The 16,389-nt window shown below is 71.4% G+C and carries 16 protein-coding genes; 6 read left to right on the top strand and 10 right to left on the bottom strand.

Annotated elements, in window-relative coordinates; translation table 11 throughout:
* The first annotated feature begins 3 nt into the window (after window positions 1–3).
* Window positions 4–1,110 (top strand): 2-oxoacid:ferredoxin oxidoreductase subunit beta, encoded by a 1,107-nt coding sequence (locus tag SHK17_RS02950; RefSeq protein ID WP_449867037.1) that lies wholly within the window; start codon window positions 4–6, stop codon window positions 1,108–1,110.
* 34 nt (window positions 1,111–1,144) lie between these two features.
* On the opposite strand, the gene SHK17_RS02945 is transcribed toward SHK17_RS02950, so the two are convergent.
* Window positions 1,145–1,555, bottom strand: coding sequence for a hypothetical protein (locus tag SHK17_RS02945; RefSeq protein WP_322425023.1), 411 nt, complete (start codon window positions 1,553–1,555; stop codon window positions 1,145–1,147).
* Between the two features lie 99 nt (window positions 1,556–1,654).
* Between SHK17_RS02945 and rarD the strand changes: the two genes are divergently transcribed.
* The gene (gene rarD, locus SHK17_RS02940) at window positions 1,655–2,563 is read left to right on the top strand and encodes an EamA family transporter RarD (protein WP_322921027.1); all 909 of its coding nucleotides are present in this window, start codon (window positions 1,655–1,657) and stop codon (window positions 2,561–2,563) included.
* Window positions 2,564–2,843: 280 nt separating this feature from the next.
* Window positions 2,844–4,268, top strand: a complete 1,425-nt coding sequence (locus tag SHK17_RS02935) for an HNH endonuclease signature motif containing protein (RefSeq protein ID WP_322921026.1) — start codon at window positions 2,844–2,846, stop codon at window positions 4,266–4,268.
* Window positions 4,269–4,484: 216 nt separating this feature from the next.
* Here the strand turns inward: SHK17_RS02935 and SHK17_RS02930 are convergent, their stop codons facing one another.
* Both SHK17_RS02930 and SHK17_RS02925 read right to left on the bottom strand, forming a co-directional pair.
* Window positions 4,485–4,931: a hypothetical protein gene (locus SHK17_RS02930; protein WP_322921025.1), complete on the bottom strand. Its 447-nt coding sequence runs from the start codon at window positions 4,929–4,931 to the stop codon at window positions 4,485–4,487.
* Between the two features lie 33 nt (window positions 4,932–4,964).
* Entirely contained in the window at window positions 4,965–5,408 is a 444-nt protein-coding gene (locus tag SHK17_RS02925) for a MarR family winged helix-turn-helix transcriptional regulator (protein ID WP_322921024.1), read from the bottom strand.
* 68 nt (window positions 5,409–5,476) lie between these two features.
* Here SHK17_RS02925 and SHK17_RS02920 point away from each other — a divergent pair, with 68 nt between their 5' ends.
* Together SHK17_RS02920 and SHK17_RS02915 are read left to right on the top strand one after the other, a co-directional pair.
* On the top strand, window positions 5,477–6,403 hold the full coding sequence (locus SHK17_RS02920; protein WP_322921023.1) for an NAD-dependent epimerase/dehydratase family protein: 927 nt from the start codon (window positions 5,477–5,479) through the stop codon (window positions 6,401–6,403).
* A gap of 48 nt (window positions 6,404–6,451) precedes the next feature.
* Window positions 6,452–7,690 (top strand): MFS transporter, encoded by a 1,239-nt coding sequence (locus SHK17_RS02915; protein WP_322921022.1) that lies wholly within the window; start codon window positions 6,452–6,454, stop codon window positions 7,688–7,690.
* On the opposite strand, the gene SHK17_RS02910 is transcribed toward SHK17_RS02915, so the two are convergent.
* Window positions 7,687–8,148 carry a DUF6194 family protein gene (locus SHK17_RS02910; protein WP_322921021.1) on the bottom strand — a complete coding sequence of 154 codons (462 nt, stop codon included), beginning with the start codon at window positions 8,146–8,148 and terminating at the stop codon, window positions 7,687–7,689. The two genes, SHK17_RS02915 and SHK17_RS02910, sit on opposite strands and share 4 nt — an antisense overlap.
* 42 nt (window positions 8,149–8,190) lie before the next feature.
* Here SHK17_RS02910 and SHK17_RS02905 point away from each other — a divergent pair, with 42 nt between their 5' ends.
* On the top strand, window positions 8,191–8,928 hold the full coding sequence (locus SHK17_RS02905; RefSeq protein ID WP_322921020.1) for a MerR family transcriptional regulator: 738 nt from the start codon (window positions 8,191–8,193) through the stop codon (window positions 8,926–8,928).
* 67 nt (window positions 8,929–8,995) lie between these two features.
* Here the strand turns inward: SHK17_RS02905 and SHK17_RS02900 are convergent, their stop codons facing one another.
* The 6 genes from SHK17_RS02900 to nuoL all read right to left on the bottom strand — a co-directional run bounded on the left by SHK17_RS02900 (window position 8,996) and on the right by nuoL (window position 16,348).
* Window positions 8,996–9,574: a YsnF/AvaK domain-containing protein gene (locus SHK17_RS02900; RefSeq protein WP_322921019.1), complete on the bottom strand. Its 579-nt coding sequence runs from the start codon at window positions 9,572–9,574 to the stop codon at window positions 8,996–8,998.
* Complete coding sequence (locus SHK17_RS02895) at window positions 9,571–10,263, bottom strand: YrzE family protein (RefSeq protein WP_322921018.1); 693 nt, start codon at window positions 10,261–10,263, stop codon at window positions 9,571–9,573. The genes SHK17_RS02900 and SHK17_RS02895 overlap by 4 nt, the downstream gene beginning before the upstream one ends.
* Before the next feature lie 94 nt (window positions 10,264–10,357).
* Window positions 10,358–11,356 carry a polyprenyl synthetase family protein gene (locus SHK17_RS02890; protein ID WP_322921017.1) on the bottom strand — a complete coding sequence of 333 codons (999 nt, stop codon included), beginning with the start codon at window positions 11,354–11,356 and terminating at the stop codon, window positions 10,358–10,360.
* Window positions 11,353–12,945 (bottom strand): NADH-quinone oxidoreductase subunit NuoN, encoded by a 1,593-nt coding sequence (nuoN, locus tag SHK17_RS02885; protein WP_172269532.1) that lies wholly within the window; start codon window positions 12,943–12,945, stop codon window positions 11,353–11,355. Before nuoN ends, SHK17_RS02890 begins: the two co-directional genes overlap by 4 nt.
* Window positions 12,942–14,444, bottom strand: a complete 1,503-nt coding sequence (locus SHK17_RS02880) for an NADH-quinone oxidoreductase subunit M (RefSeq protein ID WP_322921016.1) — start codon at window positions 14,442–14,444, stop codon at window positions 12,942–12,944. Before SHK17_RS02880 ends, nuoN begins: the two co-directional genes overlap by 4 nt.
* A complete protein-coding gene (gene nuoL, locus SHK17_RS02875) occupies window positions 14,441–16,348 on the bottom strand; it encodes an NADH-quinone oxidoreductase subunit L (protein WP_322922007.1) in 1,908 nt (635 codons plus the stop codon). The genes SHK17_RS02880 and nuoL overlap by 4 nt, the downstream gene beginning before the upstream one ends.
* Window positions 16,349–16,389 lie beyond the last annotated feature (41 nt).

The following is a 16,389-nucleotide window of genomic DNA, read 5'->3' as shown; positions in this document are numbered from 1 at the left end:
CCCCTGACCGACCTGGGCATCCCCGCCTTCCGCTCCGGCATCGAGGCGGTCCCGACCACCGACCAGCCCCAGACGGGCAAGGACTTCACCTCCGACCAGGAGGTCCGCTGGTGCCCGGGCTGCGGCGACTACGCCGTGCTCAAGGCCGTGCAGTCCTTCCTGCCCGACCTCGGCCTGCGCCGCGAGAACATCGTCTTCGTCTCCGGCATCGGCTGCTCGTCGCGCTTCCCCTACTACCTCGACACCTACGGCATGCACTCGATCCACGGCCGCGCGCCGACGATCGCCACGGGCATCGCCACGGCTCGCGAGGACCTGTCGGTGTGGGTCGTCACCGGCGACGGGGACGCGCTGTCGATCGGCGGCAACCACCTGATCCACACGCTGCGCCGCAACGTCAACATGACGATCCTGCTCTTCAACAACCGGATCTACGGCCTCACCAAGGGTCAGTACTCCCCCACCTCGGAGACCGGCAAGGTCACCAAGTCGACGCCGATGGGCTCGCTGGACCACCCCTTCAACCCGGTGTCGCTCGCCCTGGGCGCCGAGGCGACGTTCGTGGCCCGCACCATCGACTCCGACCGCAAGCACCTCACCTCGGTGCTCGCCGCGGCCGCCGCCCACCGCGGCACCTCGCTGGTCGAGATCTACCAGAACTGCCCGATCTTCAACGACGGCGCGTTCGACGCCATCAAGTCCCCCGAGACCAAGGCCGACGCGATCATCCCGCTGGTGCACGGCGAGCCCGTGACCTTCGGCGCCGCGCTCGACGACGGACGTGGCAGCAAGGCGCTGGTCCGCGACGAGGCGACGGGCGGCGTGAAGGTCGTCGCGACCGCCGACGTGGCCGCGGCCGACGTCGTGGTGCACGACGCCCACAGCTCCGACCCCACGCTGGCCTTCGCCATCTCCCGCCTGACCGACTCGGGCTACCTCAACACCTCGCCGATCGGCATCTTCCGCCAGGTCGAGCGACCGACGTACGACGACGCCGCCCGCGAGCAGGTGGCCAGCGCGACCCACGGGTCCGGAGACGGCGCCGCCGCCGACCGCTCCGCCAAGCTGGCGGCGCTGATCGGCGGCGGGGACACCTGGACGATCCTCTGACCCCGGTCGGGGTCGGGGACCGTCCGGGCGGGGCTCAGCGGAAGTAGAGCGTCCAGACCTTGCCCTTGGTGTTGCCGTAGCCGTTGGAGTTGTCGACCTTCGAGCGCCACTTCCAGCGGCCCTTCGAGGGGGCGTAGATGCGGGTCTTGAAGACGCCGCGCTCGTCGGTCTTCACCTTCTTGACGGTCTTCCACTTGCAGGAGCCGCAGGCCTTCTTGAGGATCTTCACCTTCTGCTCGGCGTAGGGCAGCAGGGTGCCGTCGACCTGGGGCTCGCTCACGGTGCCCTTGAGCTTGAAGGCGTTGTAGGAGACCTGCTTGTCGCCCGGCGGCACCTCGTCGATGATCCGCTTGGGCAGAGAGCCGGCGCTCGCTCCCGTGGCGAGCGCGCTGGAGACGAGCAGGGCGGCCACGAAGGCCGCCAGGACTGCGCGGAAGGTCCGCATGTGTAACTCCCCCTCGAGAGACGACTGGAACTGGTGCGACCGGGGTCCCGCCCCCGGGGCCCCACCATCGTAGGCGACGCCCGCCCCTACACTTCCCGAGTGCCAGATAGCCGTCGCGGCGTGATCCTCGGTGCGCTGGCCTACATCCTCTGGGGCACCTTCCCGCTCTACTGGACCCTGCTGGAGCCCGGCGGCGCTGTCGAGATCCTCGCCCACCGCATCGTGTGGTCGCTGCTGACCATGCTCGTCATCGTCGTGCTGTGGCGCCGGGCCGGCCAGCTCCGCGCCCTGGTGCGCGACCGCCGCAAGGTGCTCATCCTCACCGGCGCCGCCGTGGTCATCTCGTTCAACTGGGGCGCCTACATCTGGGGCGTCAACAACGGTCGGGTCGTGGAGACGTCGCTGGGCTACTTCATCAACCCCCTCGTCACGGTCCTCATGGGCGTGCTCGTCCTCGGCGAGCGGCTGCGACGCCTGCAGTGGGTGGCCATGGGCATCGCCTTCGTCGCGGTGGTCGTGCTGGCGGTCGACTACGGCCGACCGCCGTGGGTCGCGCTCGTCCTCGCCTTCAGCTTCGGCACCTACGGCCTCGCCAAGAAGCAGGCGGCCGTCGACGCGGTGGAGAGCATCACCCTGGAGACCCTCGTGCTGGCGCCGGTCGCGGCGGCGTACATCGCGTGGCTGATGTCGACGGGCGAGTCCAACTTCGCCTCGCACGGCACCGGGCACGCGCTGCTGTTCACCACGACCGGGATCATCACCGCCATCCCCCTCATGCTCTTCGGCGCCGCCGCCATCCGGGTGTCGATGGTGTCGCTGGGGCTGCTGCAGTACCTCGCGCCGACCATCCAGTTCGCCCTCGGCATCCTGGTCTTCGACGAGGCGATGCCCGCCAGCCGGTGGATCGGCTTCGGCCTGGTCTGGGTGGCCCTCGCGGTGTTCACGATCGAGATGGTGAACCACCGACGCCGACAGCTGCGCCTGGTGGCGCACGCGAGCGCTGCCTGAGGGCTGCGGGTCGGCGGTCGGTGGTCGCTCGTCTTCTTCGGTGGTCGCTCGTCTCCTTCGCTGGTCGCTCGTCTCCTTCGCTGGTCGAGTAGCCGAGGAACGAGGCGTATCGAGACCCCTTCCGTCGGGGTCAAGCAGCCGAGCCGAGGCACGATCGACGCGTATCCAGACCCGGGCTGCCTCGCTGATCGAGTAGCCGGGAACGAGGCGTATCGAGACGTCTGCAACAGAACTTCTTGAGCACAGTCCGTTGTCGGTGGTTGTCCGTAGAATCGAACACATGATCGAGACGCTGGCAGCGGCCCCAAGAGCAGAGGTCGAGGACCTCTCGGGCCCCGCGCTGCTGGCACTCGCCCACGACCGGAAGGCCGCTGAGGACCGCGCGGCAGCTGACCTGTTGGAGGTGGCCGCCCGGTGGGCCGACCTCCACCCGCCGGAGTCGATCCACACCGCCGCGGTGTTCACCGACGATGGCCGTTACGGGCTCGAGCACGAGGAGCCCATCGCCGGCGAGGGCTGTCCGGCGGTGGCGGAGTTCTGCATCGCCGAGCTCGGAACCGTGCTCGGCATCTCTTCCACCTCGGCGAAGCGGCTCATCGGTGCCGCCCTCGAGCTGCGGCACCGCCTCCCACGGCTGTGGGCGCATGTCCACGCCGGCCAGGTCCCGGCCTGGCGCGCCCGCACGGTCGCCGAAGCCACGATCCACGCCACCCCGTCCCTCACGGTCGAGGCGGCGCGGTGGGTCGACGCCCAGGTCGCGGCCGTCGCCGGACGCGTCGGTCCCGCACAGCTCGACCGGCTCGTCGCGGAGACCATCAAGCGCCACCACCTCGACACCCACGACCCCACGAGTGATCCCGAAGACGGGTGGCAGCACGTCGACCCGCGCCACGCCACCCTCCACTCCGACGACGTGCACTACGCCGGCACCATGCGGTTCGAGGCCGAGCTCGACATCGCCGACGCCCTCGACCTCGACCGAGCCCTCACCCACGGCGCCGAGACGCTGAAAGCACTCGGCTCACAAGCTCCGCTCGACGCCCGACGGTCCGCTGCGCTCGGCGACCTCGCCCGCACCCAGACCGCCCTCGACCTCCACGCCCGAGGCTCGACCGCCGCCAGGAGCGAGGACGGCCTGCCCGTTGCGCGAGAAGTCGTCCTGCACACCCACTTCCCGACCAGTCTCGACGGGCTGGACACCATCTTCGGCCCCACCGGGCAGATGGAGGAGGGCCAGCGGCTCGTCCTCCTCGACCAGGTGACGAACTGGTGCGGCGACTCCCGCACCAAGGTCACCATCAAGCCGGTCATCGACCTCACCGCCGAGCTCACCTCACCCGGCTACGACATCCCCGACCGCATCCGCGAACAAATCATCCTCCGCGACCGCACCTGCGTCTTCCCGTGGTGCACCCGACCAGCACGAGCCTGCGACATCGACCACGTCATCGCCTACGACCACGACGCTGCCGGCGAGGGCCGCACGCAACCCGGTCCGACAGTCAGCTCCAACCTCGCCCCGGAGTGTCGCTGGCACCACCGCCTCAAGACCCACACCGCCTGGCGCTACGAGGTGACCGCGCCGGGTGTCTACGAGTGGACCAGCCCGCACGGCCACCGCTACCGACGCGACCACACCGGCACGATCCGCATCGACACCCCGCCGCGCGCTGCTGCTGGGGCCGACCCGCCCGACCGACCATGACGCCGCCCCACACCCCGCCGACCTGAGGTCGGCGGGGGCTCTGGCACGCAACGGCGCGTCCCACTACCGAAGTCCGCGCCCCGCTCCGCTCGGTGCGAATGGGCAGCACCCTCACGTGCGGCACGGGCCCACGCCTGCTTCCACCGACGGAGCACCGGTCACGCCGGGCGTCGCCCTGACGAGACCGCAGGCACGTCGCGCGCGGCAACCGTCGGCTCAGGTCTCGCCGACCCGCTCCGCATCACCGGCGAGCCGGAGCCACTCCGCGTACTCGCGGGCGGAGCCGCTGTCGCTCACGCACAGCATCACCTCGCCGTCCGCGGTGCCGGCGACCCAGCGCGCCGGGGCGGCGAGGAGCGCTCGCGCATCAGCCGCGTCCAGGACGAGGTATGCGCCGTCCCGCGCGGCCCGGTCGCGCCATGGCGCGTCGGCGAGACCGGAGGGAGGCTCTGCATCGGCGACCAGGTCGAGCCACCCGGCCTGGTGCCACGGCTCGAGCACCGCCCGGCACTCATCCGGCTGCCAGGGGCCGTGCACGACCTCCCGTCCGTCACCGAGGAGGTCGGTCACCGCACGGGTCACCTCGCCGAGAGCCGCCTGCTCCATCACCAGGGTGAACATCTCCGAGACGAGGTCCAGCCAGCGCTCGCGGTCCATCGTCACCGGCACAGTGTCTCGCTCAGGAGTGCAGGCTGGTCACACCAGCCGCCGCAGGAGGTCCCGCAGCACCACGACCTCGTGCTCGTCGAGCCGACCCTCCGTGATGACGTCGTCACACGCGGACAGGACCAGGTCGGCGCGAGCACAGAGCGCGCGCCCGGCGTCCGTGGCGACGAGGCGGTAGGAGCGTCGATCGGCCGGGTCCGGTCCACGCTCCACCAGGCCCCGCGACTCCAGGCCGGCCATCAGCTTCATCGTCGTGGTGCGGTCGATCCCCAGCGCCGCGCCGAGGTGGCGTTGGTTGCGGGCAGCGTCGTCGTGGACCAGCAGCGCCAGCACGCCGTACTCGCGCCCGCTCAGGTCGAGGGTGGCGAGCGCCTCCTCGCCCGTGGCCTCCACACGCGCCAGCACCTCTCGCAGCAGGACCGCCGTGCGCGCGGTGAGCTCGGCGGGGAGCCCGTCCCGTACCTCGGCCCTCATGCGGCGTAGGTGTCGTGGGCTACCGTCAGCAGGACTGACGATCGACCACCGACGGACGGAGTGACGCCATGCGCGTGCTGGTGACCGGGGCGACCGGATTCGTGGGCTCCGCCGTGGTGCGGCGGCTGCTGGCCGACGGGCACGGGGTCGAGGCCCTCGTCCGCGACGCCGGCCGGGCGCGCAGGCAGCTGGGCGAGGCGCCGGTCCTGCGGGAGGGCGACATGCTCGTCCCGGGGACGTACGCGCACCTGGTCGAGGGTGTGGATGCCGTCGTGCACACCGCCATGCTGTCACTTCCGGGCCGGCTCACTGCACGGCGAGCCGAGCGGCTCTTCGATGCCGACCGGGTCATGACGCAGGCGCTCGCCGACGCGTGCGTCGGGCACGGTCGCCGGCTCGTCTACACCGGCGGTTGCTTCGACTGGGGCGACCACGGCGACGCGTGGATCGACGAGGCCACTCCCCTCACGCCCTCCCCGCTCGGCGTGGGCCATGCGCGGATGGCTCGGGAGCTGGACGCCCTCCACCGCGACCGCGGCCTCGACGTCGTCCGCCTGTCGCCCGGCTTCGTCTACGGTCCGGGGGGCCTGTTCGCCTCGGCGTTCGTCGAGCAGGCCGAGCAGGGCCGGTTGCGGTGCCTCGGCGCCGGGCGCAACTGGTGGAGCTGCGTGCACGTCGACGACCTGGCGGCGGCGTACGTCGCCGCGCTGGCCCGCGCGCAGCCGGGGTCGGCGTACGCCGTGGTCGACGACGAGCCGCTCCGGTTGCGCGAGCTCACCGACCTCGTCACCGACGCCATGGGACGCCCGCGGGTGGGCTCCGTGCCCCCGGCCCTCCTGAGGCTCCTGCTGGGAGGTCCCCTGGTCGACAGCCTGACGACGTCGTTCCGCATCCGTGGCGACCGGGTCCGCGCCGACCTCGGCTGGACGCCGAGCCGGCCGCGCTTCCGCGACCACGTGGGCGAGAGCGTCGCCGCGCTCGCGCGGGAGGCATGACCGGCCGCGTCACTTGTGCGGCGAGGCCGATGCCGCTTCACTTCCTCGGTGAGCAGCCGACTGTCGCCGCTCGCCACACCCGCCTTCCGCTACTTCTTCATCGGGCAGGTGGTCAACCGCGCCGGCTCGTCGATGGCCGGGGTGGCCCTCGCGTTCGCGGTCCTCGACATCGACGACTCCGCGTCGGCCCTCGGCTGGGTGGTCGCGGCGTCGAGCGTGCCGACGGTCGTCTTCATGCTCCTCGGCGGAGCGATCGCCGACCGCCTGCCGCGGGCGATCGTGCTGCGCGGGTGCAACCTCGTGCAGGGCATCACGCAGGCGCTGACGGCCGGACTCGTCATCAGCGGGCAGGCGGAGATCTGGCACCTCGTCGTCCTCCAGGCCGTGGCCGGCACCGTCTTCGCCGTGAGCTATCCCGCGTTCCTCGGCATGGTCCCGATCCTGCTGCCCGCCGAGGAGCGGCAGGCCGCGTTCCTGCTCATCGGGCAGGCCACCAGCGCGCTCGGGATCATCGGTCCCGCGCTCTCGGGCGTGCTGGTCGCGACCGTCGGGCCGGGGTGGGCGCTGGCGGTCGATGCGGTGACCTACCTCGTCGCGGCCGTCCTCCTGCTCCTCGTGCGGCTCCCTCCCGGGGACCGCAGCAGCGCGAAGCCCAGCGTCATCGGCGACTTCACCGCCGGCTGGGCGTACGCGCGTCAGCTGGGCTGGGTCATCCCGGCCGCGTCCGCAGCCCTCGTGTTCAACGCCCTCGTCAGCGGCGCGATCAACGTGCTGGGCCCCGTCATCGCCGACGACACGATCGGCAGCGAGGGCTGGGGCCTCGCCCGGTCCGCCCAGGCGGTCGGGGTGTTCGTCGCGGCGTTCTTCCTCGCCAAGGTCGTCGTCACCGCACCGATGAAGGTCATCATGGTCGCGTTCGTCGTGTGGTGCGTGCCGATGCTCGTGCTGGGCACGCACGTCGAGGTGTGGCTCCTCTCGACGGCCTTCGTCGTCGCCGGGGCGGCATTGAGCCTGCTCGACCTCTCGTGGAACCTCCTGGTGCAGGAGAAGGTGCCCGAGGCGATGCTGTCGCGCATCATGGCGATCGACGGGTTCTTCTCGTTCGTGGCCACCCCGATCGGCCAGGTCGCCGTCGGCCCGCTCGCCGTCGCCTTCGGCGCGGGCAGCGTGCAGCTCGGCTGCTTCGCCCTCGCCGTGCTCGTCGGGGCGTTCGCCCTCACCCGGCGCACGATCACCGGCGTCAGGCTCACCGGCGCGCCGCCGCCGCAGCTGACCGAGCAGGTCTAGCGGGGTCGTCGCGAAGCCCGGCGCCGAGCCGCCTCGTGCGCGTCCCGCAGGAGGCGGACCGCGAGCTCGTGGGTGGCCGCCCCCGGGACGACGATCGCCACCCAGCCCTGCGCGCGGTGGACCGGGTGGGGAAGGACCACGTCGGTGGCGGCGAGGTCCCACGTCCTCACCGGTGAGCGGGGGTCCTCCCCCAGCAGCTCGACGAATTTCTTAGTGCCGGCATGGATGTTCAGTCGCCACCGGTCGGGCTCGTCGAGGCGGGACGGGGCGTCGTCGGGATAGTTCTTCGTCACGATGGTGGCGTACGGCTGCTCGCGCGTCGGCACCTCGCCGTCGGGCGCGTAGTAGAAGAAGTGGTCGCCCCATGCCAGCTCGGGGAAGGCGCTGCCCTCGCCCGGGGCGAGCTCGAGCACCCCGTCGAAGGATCGGATCGTCCGGAGGACCTGGTCCATACTCATGGTTCAAGTGTGTGGTTGAAGTGCTTGTGGAGGGTTCGGACGATGCGCGCGGACCAGACGGCGCCACTGATGACGACGGCTGCTGTCGCGGCTGCTGCGGGATGCTCCGCCCAGCAGGTGCGCGACCTGGAGGCTCTCGGCGTGATCGCCGTGGCGGCCCGGTCGCCCAACGGGTACCGGCGGTTCTCGGCGGACCACGTCCGCGACCTGCGCGCCTACCGTGACCTCGCCCGAGCCGTGGGGCCGGTCGAGGCGCGGCGCGCCATGCGGGAGATCCGCCTCCAGCCGCGCCACCGGGCCTCGGCCCTCGTCTGCGGGTTGCACACCAGGCTCGAGGCCGAGCGGGAGCAGGCGCTCTCGGCACGGCGTGCGCTCGCGCTCATCGACGACGAGGCGACGACCGACGCCGAGCCCGTCGAGGACGACTCCATGACGATCACTGAGCTGTCGCAGGCGCTCGGGGTCAGGGCGTCGACGCTCCGCTTCTGGGAGCAGGCCGGCCTGGTGGCACCCGAGCGCGTCACCACACGCACCGGGACCGCACGGCGCTACACCGTGACCGCGATCCGGGAGGCGCGCGTCACCGCTGCCCTGCGTGCCGGCGGCTACCGCATCCCCGACGTGCAGAGGGCCATCACGGCGATCCGCGACCTCGCTGACACGAGCGACTCGGTCGCCGCCCTCGACGCCCGGCTGGACGGCATCGCCCGACGCATGCTGGTCCTGCTGCACGCAGGGTCCGTGCTCGCCGACATCATCGACTCCGCGCCGGCCACCTGAGCAGCTCCGCGGACGTCGTACGGGCGGGGCCACCGTCGGCCCCGCCCGTATGACGTCCGGCGCGAGATCAGGTGCGGTCGGTCGTGTCGTCCGTGGTCGTGTCGTCGCGGTCCACGCCGGCGCCGGACCGGTTGTCGACGAGGTCGACCGAGTCGTCGGCGTCGACGGAGATGTGCTCGCGCCGCAGCTCCGTCTGCAGCTGGTACTCGTCGACGACGGTGTGCTTGCGCACGATCACCCGCTCGCGGACGACCAGCCGCTTGGTGACGACGAGGACCTCCTCGAAGACCGGGATCGACACCGAGCCGTCCTCCAGCACCTCGACCTCGCCGGAGTCGCCCTCCGCGACGGAGATCCGCTCGCTCGTGTCGACGTGCTCGACGTCGCGCGGCACGGAGTACTCCACCGGGTGGGTCTCGACGTGCTTGCGCACCCGGACGCTGCCGGCGTCGACGGTCTCGGTCCCGGTGACGGCCCGCTCCTCGTGCAGCACCGTCTCGGCGCTGCCCGGGTCGGACCGCGTCGCGTCGAAATCGGAGTCGGAGTCGGCGCCGTACGTCGTGCTGCCGTGCAGCGTCCGCTCGGAGTCGTGAACCTCGTCGGTGCCGTCGTGGTCGCGCGGCAGACCTTCGCCCGTCCCGCTCATCGGTTGCTCCTCCCCCGGACGATCCCGCCCGGTCGCTCGCGCACCGCGCGCTTGGTCTCGACGACGGCCACGGAGGCGTGGTCGCGGTGCCGCGAGGCGAGCTTCCCGCCCAGCCAGCCGCCGAGCAGCATGAGCGCCAGCGCGAGCAGGCCGGCGATGATCGCGCCCGTCGTCCACGCGTCGCGGGAGAACCAGTTGGGCAGCCCGATCTTCTCGGTCACGTTGAACTGGTCGCCCAGCAGCGCACCGAGACCGGCGAGCACCGCGGCGATGAGGATCAGCCACAGCGGTGAGACGAGCCCGTGCTTGGCCTCGTGGTGGCGGGCGATGCGCCCGGCCACCCAGCCACCGACCAGGCACGCGATGAACAGTGCCACGAGGGCACCGATCACGCTGCCGAGGGCGATGTCGCTGTCGTCGAGCCCGGTCTCGAAGCCGATGGTGCCGCCGAGCGCGCTCAGCAGGCTGGTGAGCAGCAGGAAGGTCCCCAGCGCGGCGAGCGCGCCGGCGATGGTGGCCAGGACGTCGAACTTCCGGCGTCCGGCACCGACGACCTCGTCCTTGTCGTCGACGCGGTAGACGAGCTCCTCGTCCGCCGGTCTGGGGATGGTGTGCCGGGTGTCGTCCGCGCCGTCGAGCGACCGGCGCCCGGCCGTGTCGCGACCCGCTTCTTCGTTCGCGTGAGACATGTGGTGCCGCCTTGACTGGTCGGAGGTTCTGTCCCTCCCAGTGACCGCATCGGGCTCACTCCATGCGCACGCCCCACCCCAACGGGGCGTCTCGTCAGGACGTGCGGGTCGCCACGATGTCGGCGAACGACTCCAGCGCGGTGCGCACCGGACCGGGGTCGAGCACCTCGAGCAGCTTCTTGGCCTGGGTGGCCTGGCCGAGGACGTGGTCACGGGCCTGGTCCATGGCGGGGTGCCGGCGGAGCAGGTCGAGCGCCTCGGCGCGCAGGCCGTCGTCGACCAGCGGCTCGGCCAGCAGCTCGAGGAGCCGGGCGTCCGCGGGGTCGGTGGACGCCTGCGCCATCAGGACCGGCAGGGTCGGCACGCCCTCGCGCAGGTCGGTGCCCGGCGTCTTGCCGGAGGCGTCGGAGTCGGCGGCGATGTCGAGGATGTCGTCGGAGAGCTGGAAGGCCGAGCCGACGATCTCGCCGTAGGCGCGCAGCGCCTCGACCACCTCAGGGCGGGCGCCGCCGAACATCGCGCCGTAGCGGGCCGACGTCGCGATCAGCGACCCCGTCTTGCCGGCGACGACCTCGAGGTAGTGCTGGAGCGGGTCCTCCCCCGGCCCCGGCTCCACCGTCTCGAGGATCTGGCCCTCCACGAGCCGGGTGAAGGTCTGGGCCTGGATGCGTACGGCGTCGGGCCCGAGGTCGGCGGTGAGCTCGGACGAGCGGCCGAACAGGAAGTCGCCGGTGAGGATCGCGACGTGGTTGTCCCAGCGTGCGTTGGCGGTGTCGGCCCCGCGGCGCAGGGCCGCCTCGTCCATCACGTCGTCGTGGTAGAGCGAGGCGACGTGCGTCAGCTCCACGACGCACGCGGCGGTGTCGACCTCCGGCGCGTCAGGATGCGTGCCGGCCTCCGCCGCCAGCAGCACGAGGAGCGGCCGGAACCGCCGCCCGCCTGCCATCATCAGGTGGGTCGCCGCCTGCGTGACGTAGGGCGTACGCCCCTGGCAGTGCTCGGCCAACAGCTCCTCGATGCGCGCCAGCCGGCCGACCAGCCGGAGCTCGAGCTCGGCGTCGACGACGGGCATGGCGAGGGGCGAGTCGGTCACCTGATGAATTCTCCCGCAACCGCCGCCAGGTCGAGCACCGGGCCGGGCAGGACGCCGAGGACGAGCGTGACGGCCGCGCCGACGGCGATGGTCGTCGCGGTCAGCACGGACGGGTACGCCACGCTCGGACCGGCGCCGATCGGCTCGTCGAAGTACATGACCTTGATGACCCGGATGTAGAGGAACGCCGCGATGATGCTCGCGAGCACGGCGGCCACGACGACCGGCCACGCCCCCGCGGCGAGGGCCACGGAGAAGACGGCCAGCTTGCCGACGAAGCCCGCGGTGAGCGGGATCCCCGCCATGGCGAGGAGGAAGAAGGCGAAGACGGCCGCGACCACCGGCGACTCCTTGCCGAGCCCGGCCCACCGGTCGATGGCCGTGGTCTCGCCGCCGCCGTCGCGGACCAGGCTGACCACGGCGAACGCGCCGATCGTGGCGAAGCCGTAGGTGGCGAGGTAGAACAGCACCGCCTGCACCGAGCTGATCTCGCCGACCGCGAGCTGGTCGGAGGCCTGGATCCCGATCACGCCGGTGAGGATGAAGCCGGTGTGGGCGACCGAGGAGTAGGCCAGCAGGCGCTTGATGTCGCTCTGCGTGATCGCGAGCGCGGCACCGACGAACATCGACAGGATCGCGATGATCCACAGCATCGGCTGCCACGACCAGCGGTCGGCGCCGAGGGCGACGTAGAACAGGCGCATGATCGCGCCGAAAGCGGCGACCTTGGTGCCGGCCGCCATGAAGGCCGTGACCGGGGTCGGGGCGCCCTGGTAGACGTCGGGCGTCCACGCCTGGAACGGCACCGCGCCGACCTTGAACAGCAGGCCGACGGAGAGCAGGCCGGTGCCGAGGAGCAGCAGGCTGGAGCTGCCGACGTCGTTGCGGACCGCCTCGTTGATCGCGGCGAAGTCCATCGACCCGGCGTAGCCGTAGAGCATGGCGGCGCCGTAGAGGAAGAAGCCGGACGAGAACGCGCCGAGCAGGAAGTACTTGAGCGCCGCCTCCTGGCTCAGCAGCCGGCGACGGCGCGCCAGGCCGGTGAGCAGGTAGAGCGGCAGCGAGAGCACCTCGAGGCCGACGAACATGGTGAGCAGGTCGTTGGCGGCCGGGAACAGCATCATCCCGAAGACCGCGAACATCATCAGCGGGTAGACCTCGGTGTGCTCGCGGTTGGCCGCGATGGCGGCGGTCTCCGCGTCGGTCCCGGGCACCGCGGCGGCCTGGCCGGCGAAGGCCGAGACGCCGTTGTCGAGCCGGCGCTCGGCGAAGAGGAGGACGCCGGCGATGGCCAGGGCCAGCACCAGTCCCCAGATGAACAGGCTGGGCCCGTCGACGGCGATGGTGCCGCCGACCGCCAGGACGCCGCGCGCGGCGCCCTCGTCGTACGTGGTGACGTCCCGGGCGACCAGCACGACGCCGACCAGCGCCACGACGAGGCCGACCAGCGCCAGCACGACCTGGGCGGTGTAGCGCGCGGCGCGCGGGAGGAAGGCCTCCACGACGACGCCGAGGCAGGCGACCCCGAAGACGACCAGCAGCGGCCACAGCTCGAAGTACTCGATGCTGGGCTTCACGAACTCGGTCACTGGGGACCACCCTCCTGGCCGATGCCCACTTCCGCGAGGGTGTCGTGGACGACGGGATTGATGACGTCGAGCAGCGGCATCGGGTAGAAGCCGAAGAGCACCAGTGCGAGCAGCAGCGGCGCGAGGATGCCGACCTCACGCCGGTCGAGGTCCGCGACGGGCGCGAGGCCCTCGCGGCCGGCGGCCCCGCGGCCGCCGCCGGTCATCGTCCGCTCGTACATCCAGAGCGCGTAGAACGCGGCGAGGACGATGGCGAGGACGGCGACCGACCCGACCAGCCAGTGGTGGTCGAACGCAGCGATGATGACGAGCATCTCCGAGACGAACGGCGACAGGCCGGGCAGGCCGGCGGCCGCGAGCCCGGCGACCAGGAAGAAGCCGGCCAGGACCGGCGCCGTCCGCTCGACGCCGCCCATCTGCCGGATGGACGCCGTGCCGGTGCGACGGATGAGGAACCCGGCGACCAGGAACATCAGCGCCGTCGCGATGCCGTGGTTGACCATGTAGAGGATCGCGCCGGCGCCACCGGTGGAGCTGAACACGAAGATGCCCAGCACGATGAAGCCGAAGTGCGAGAGCGACGTGAGGCCGATCAGGCGCAGGACGTCGTCCTGGCCGATGGCGACCAGCGCGCCGTAGATGATCGAGACCAGCGCCAGCGCGACCACGACCGGCGTCGCCCACTGCGAGGCGTCGGGCAGCAGCCCGAGGCAGAACCGCAGCATGCCGAACGTGCCGATCTTGTCGAGGACGCAGACCAGGAGCACCGAGGTGCCCGTCGTCGCCTTCTCGGTGGTGTCGGCCAGCCAGGTGTGCACCGGGAACATCGGCGCCTTGATCGCGAAGGCGATGAAGAAGCCGACGAACAGCCAGCGCTGGGTGGTCTCGTCGATGTCGATGGCGGCGAGGTCGCTGAGCAGGAAGCTCGGGTTGCCGGCGTTGGCGGAGACGACGTAGAGGCCGATCACCGAGGCGAGCATGATCAGCCCACCGGCGAGCTGGTAGATGAGGAACTTGGTCGCGGCCCGTCCCCGACCGGCGCGGCCGAAGCCGCCGATGAGGAAGTAGGCCGGGATCAGCGTCGCCTCGAAGACGACGTAGAAGAGCAGCACGTCGGTCGCGGCGAAGACCGCCAGAGACATGGCCTCCAGGGCCAGGGTCCAGGCGAAGAACGCCCGGGCGCCGCTGTTGCCCGGCTCGTCGGACTCGCGCCAGCCGGCGAGCAGCACGATCGGCACGAGGACGACGGTCAGCAGGATCATCAGCAGGCCCAGGCCGTCGACGCCCAGGGCGTAGTGGACGCCGAGGGACTCGATCCAGGTGTGGGTCTCGGTGAGCTGCATGCCCCCGCCGGCGTCGTACTGCGTGGCGACGACGACGCCGGCGACCAGCGTCGCGGCGGCGAAGCCGAGGCCGACCAGTCGGGCGAGCGCGCCCGGCACGACGGCCGTGACGACCGCGCCGACCAGCGGCAGCAGGATGAGGATCGTCAGGATCATGCGAAGTTCACCGCCAGGAGAGCGAGGACGACCAGGAGGGCGCCCCCGAGGAGGGACAGGGCGTAGGAGCGCACGAAGCCGTTCTGGACGCGGCGCATCGTGCGGGACAGCCCGCCGACGGCGGCCGAGCCGCCCTCGACGACGCCGTCCACCCCGACCCGGTCGAAGGTGGTCAGGCCGCCCACGAGCGAGGCCCCGGGACGGACCACGACCGCGTCGTTGATCGCGTCGCCGTAGAGGTCCGCACGCGCGGCCCGGGTCGCGAAGGAGACGTCCCGGGGCGCCTCGCGCGGCACGTCGCGCTTGCCGACGAGGAACCAGGCGGCGGCGACGCCGAGGGCGACGACGGCGGTGATGATCAGCGTGATGACGATCGCGGGCAGCGGCGGCTCGTGGTGCTCGGCCTGACCGGTGACCGGCTCGAGCCAGGTCACGATCCAGTCGTTGAGCAGCAGGGCACCGCCGAGCACGGAGAGCGCGGCCAGCACGATCAGCGGCACGGTCATCACCTTGGGCGACTCGTGCGGGTGGACGTCCTTCTCCCAGCGCCTGCTGGTGAAGAACGTCAGCAGCATGAGGCGGGTCATGTAGAAGGCGGTGATGCCCGCTCCGATGACGGCGAGCACACCGACGAGCAGGTTCTCGGCCAGGGCGGACTCGATGATCTTGTCCTTGGACCAGAACCCGGAGAACCCGGGGAACCCGATGATGGCGAGGTAGCCCATCGCGAAGGTCAGGAACGTCACCGGCATGGCCTTGTTGAGAGCGCCGTAGTGGCGCATGTCGACGTCGTCATCCATCCCGTGCATGACCGAGCCGGCGCCGAGGAACATGTTGGCCTTGAAGAACCCGTGGGTGAGCAGGTGGAAGATCGCGAACGGGTAGCCGACCGGTCCGAGGCCGGCGGCGAGCATCATGTAGCCGATCTGGCTCATCGTCGAGCCGGCCAGCGCCTTCTTGATGTCGTCCTTCGCGCACCCGAGGACCGCACCCCACAGCAGCGTCACCGTGGCCACCACGACCACCGCGGTCTGAGCGATCGGGGCGAGGTCGAAGATGAAGTTGGCGCGCACCACGAGGTAGACGCCGGCGGTGACCATGGTGGCGGCGTGGATCAGCGCCGAGACCGGGGTCGGGCCCTCCATCGCGTCGAGCAGCCACGCCTGCAGCGGCACCTGTGCGGACTTGCCGCACGCCCCGAGGAGCAGCAGCAGGCCGAGCGCCGTCATCGTGTCCTGCGACGCGTCGCCGGCCAGCTCGCTGACGCCGCCGAAGTCGGTGGTGCCGAAGGTGGCGAACATCAGCGCGATCGCCAGGGACAGGCCGATGTCACCGACGCGGTTGATGACGAAGGCCTTCTTGGCGGCGGCGGCCGCCGAGGGCTTGTGCTGCCAGAAGCCGATGAGCAGGTACGACGCGAGGCCGACGCCCTCCCAGCCCAGGAACAGGCCCACGAAGTTGGCCGACAGGATCAGCGTGAGCATGGCCGCGACGAACAGGTTGAGGTAGCCGAAGAACCGCCGCCGGCGCGGGTCGTGCTCCATGTAGCCGATGGCGTAGACGTGGATCAGCGAGCCGACGCCGGTGATCAGCAACAGGAAGAGCGCGGCGAGCTGGTCGTAGAGCAGGTCCATGCCGACGGTGAGGGAGCCGGTCTCGAACCAGGTCCAGAGCTGCTGGCCGACCTGGCGCTCCTCGGCGTCGCGGCCGAGCAGGGCGAGGAAGAGCGCGAGGCTCAGCACGAACGACAGGACCGCCATGGCGGTGCCGAGGAGGTGGCCGTGCTTGTCGACGGTGGCCTTGAGCGACCCCCGGAGGAACGGCGCGACGCCGAGCAGCAGGACCGCACCGAGCAGCGGCAGGGCGATGACCAGCCACAGCAGGTCGAACACGCCACCGGCCATGCCGTCGGGGGCGACCACGGGTGCGTGGCCACCGTCCTCCG

This window comes from Nocardioides renjunii (genome assembly GCF_034661175.1).
Taxonomy (GTDB): Bacteria; Actinomycetota; Actinomycetes; order Propionibacteriales; family Nocardioidaceae; genus Nocardioides; species Nocardioides renjunii.
Note: the sequence above shows the minus strand (reverse complement) of the source record. Positions and strands in the feature narration are given on the sequence as shown.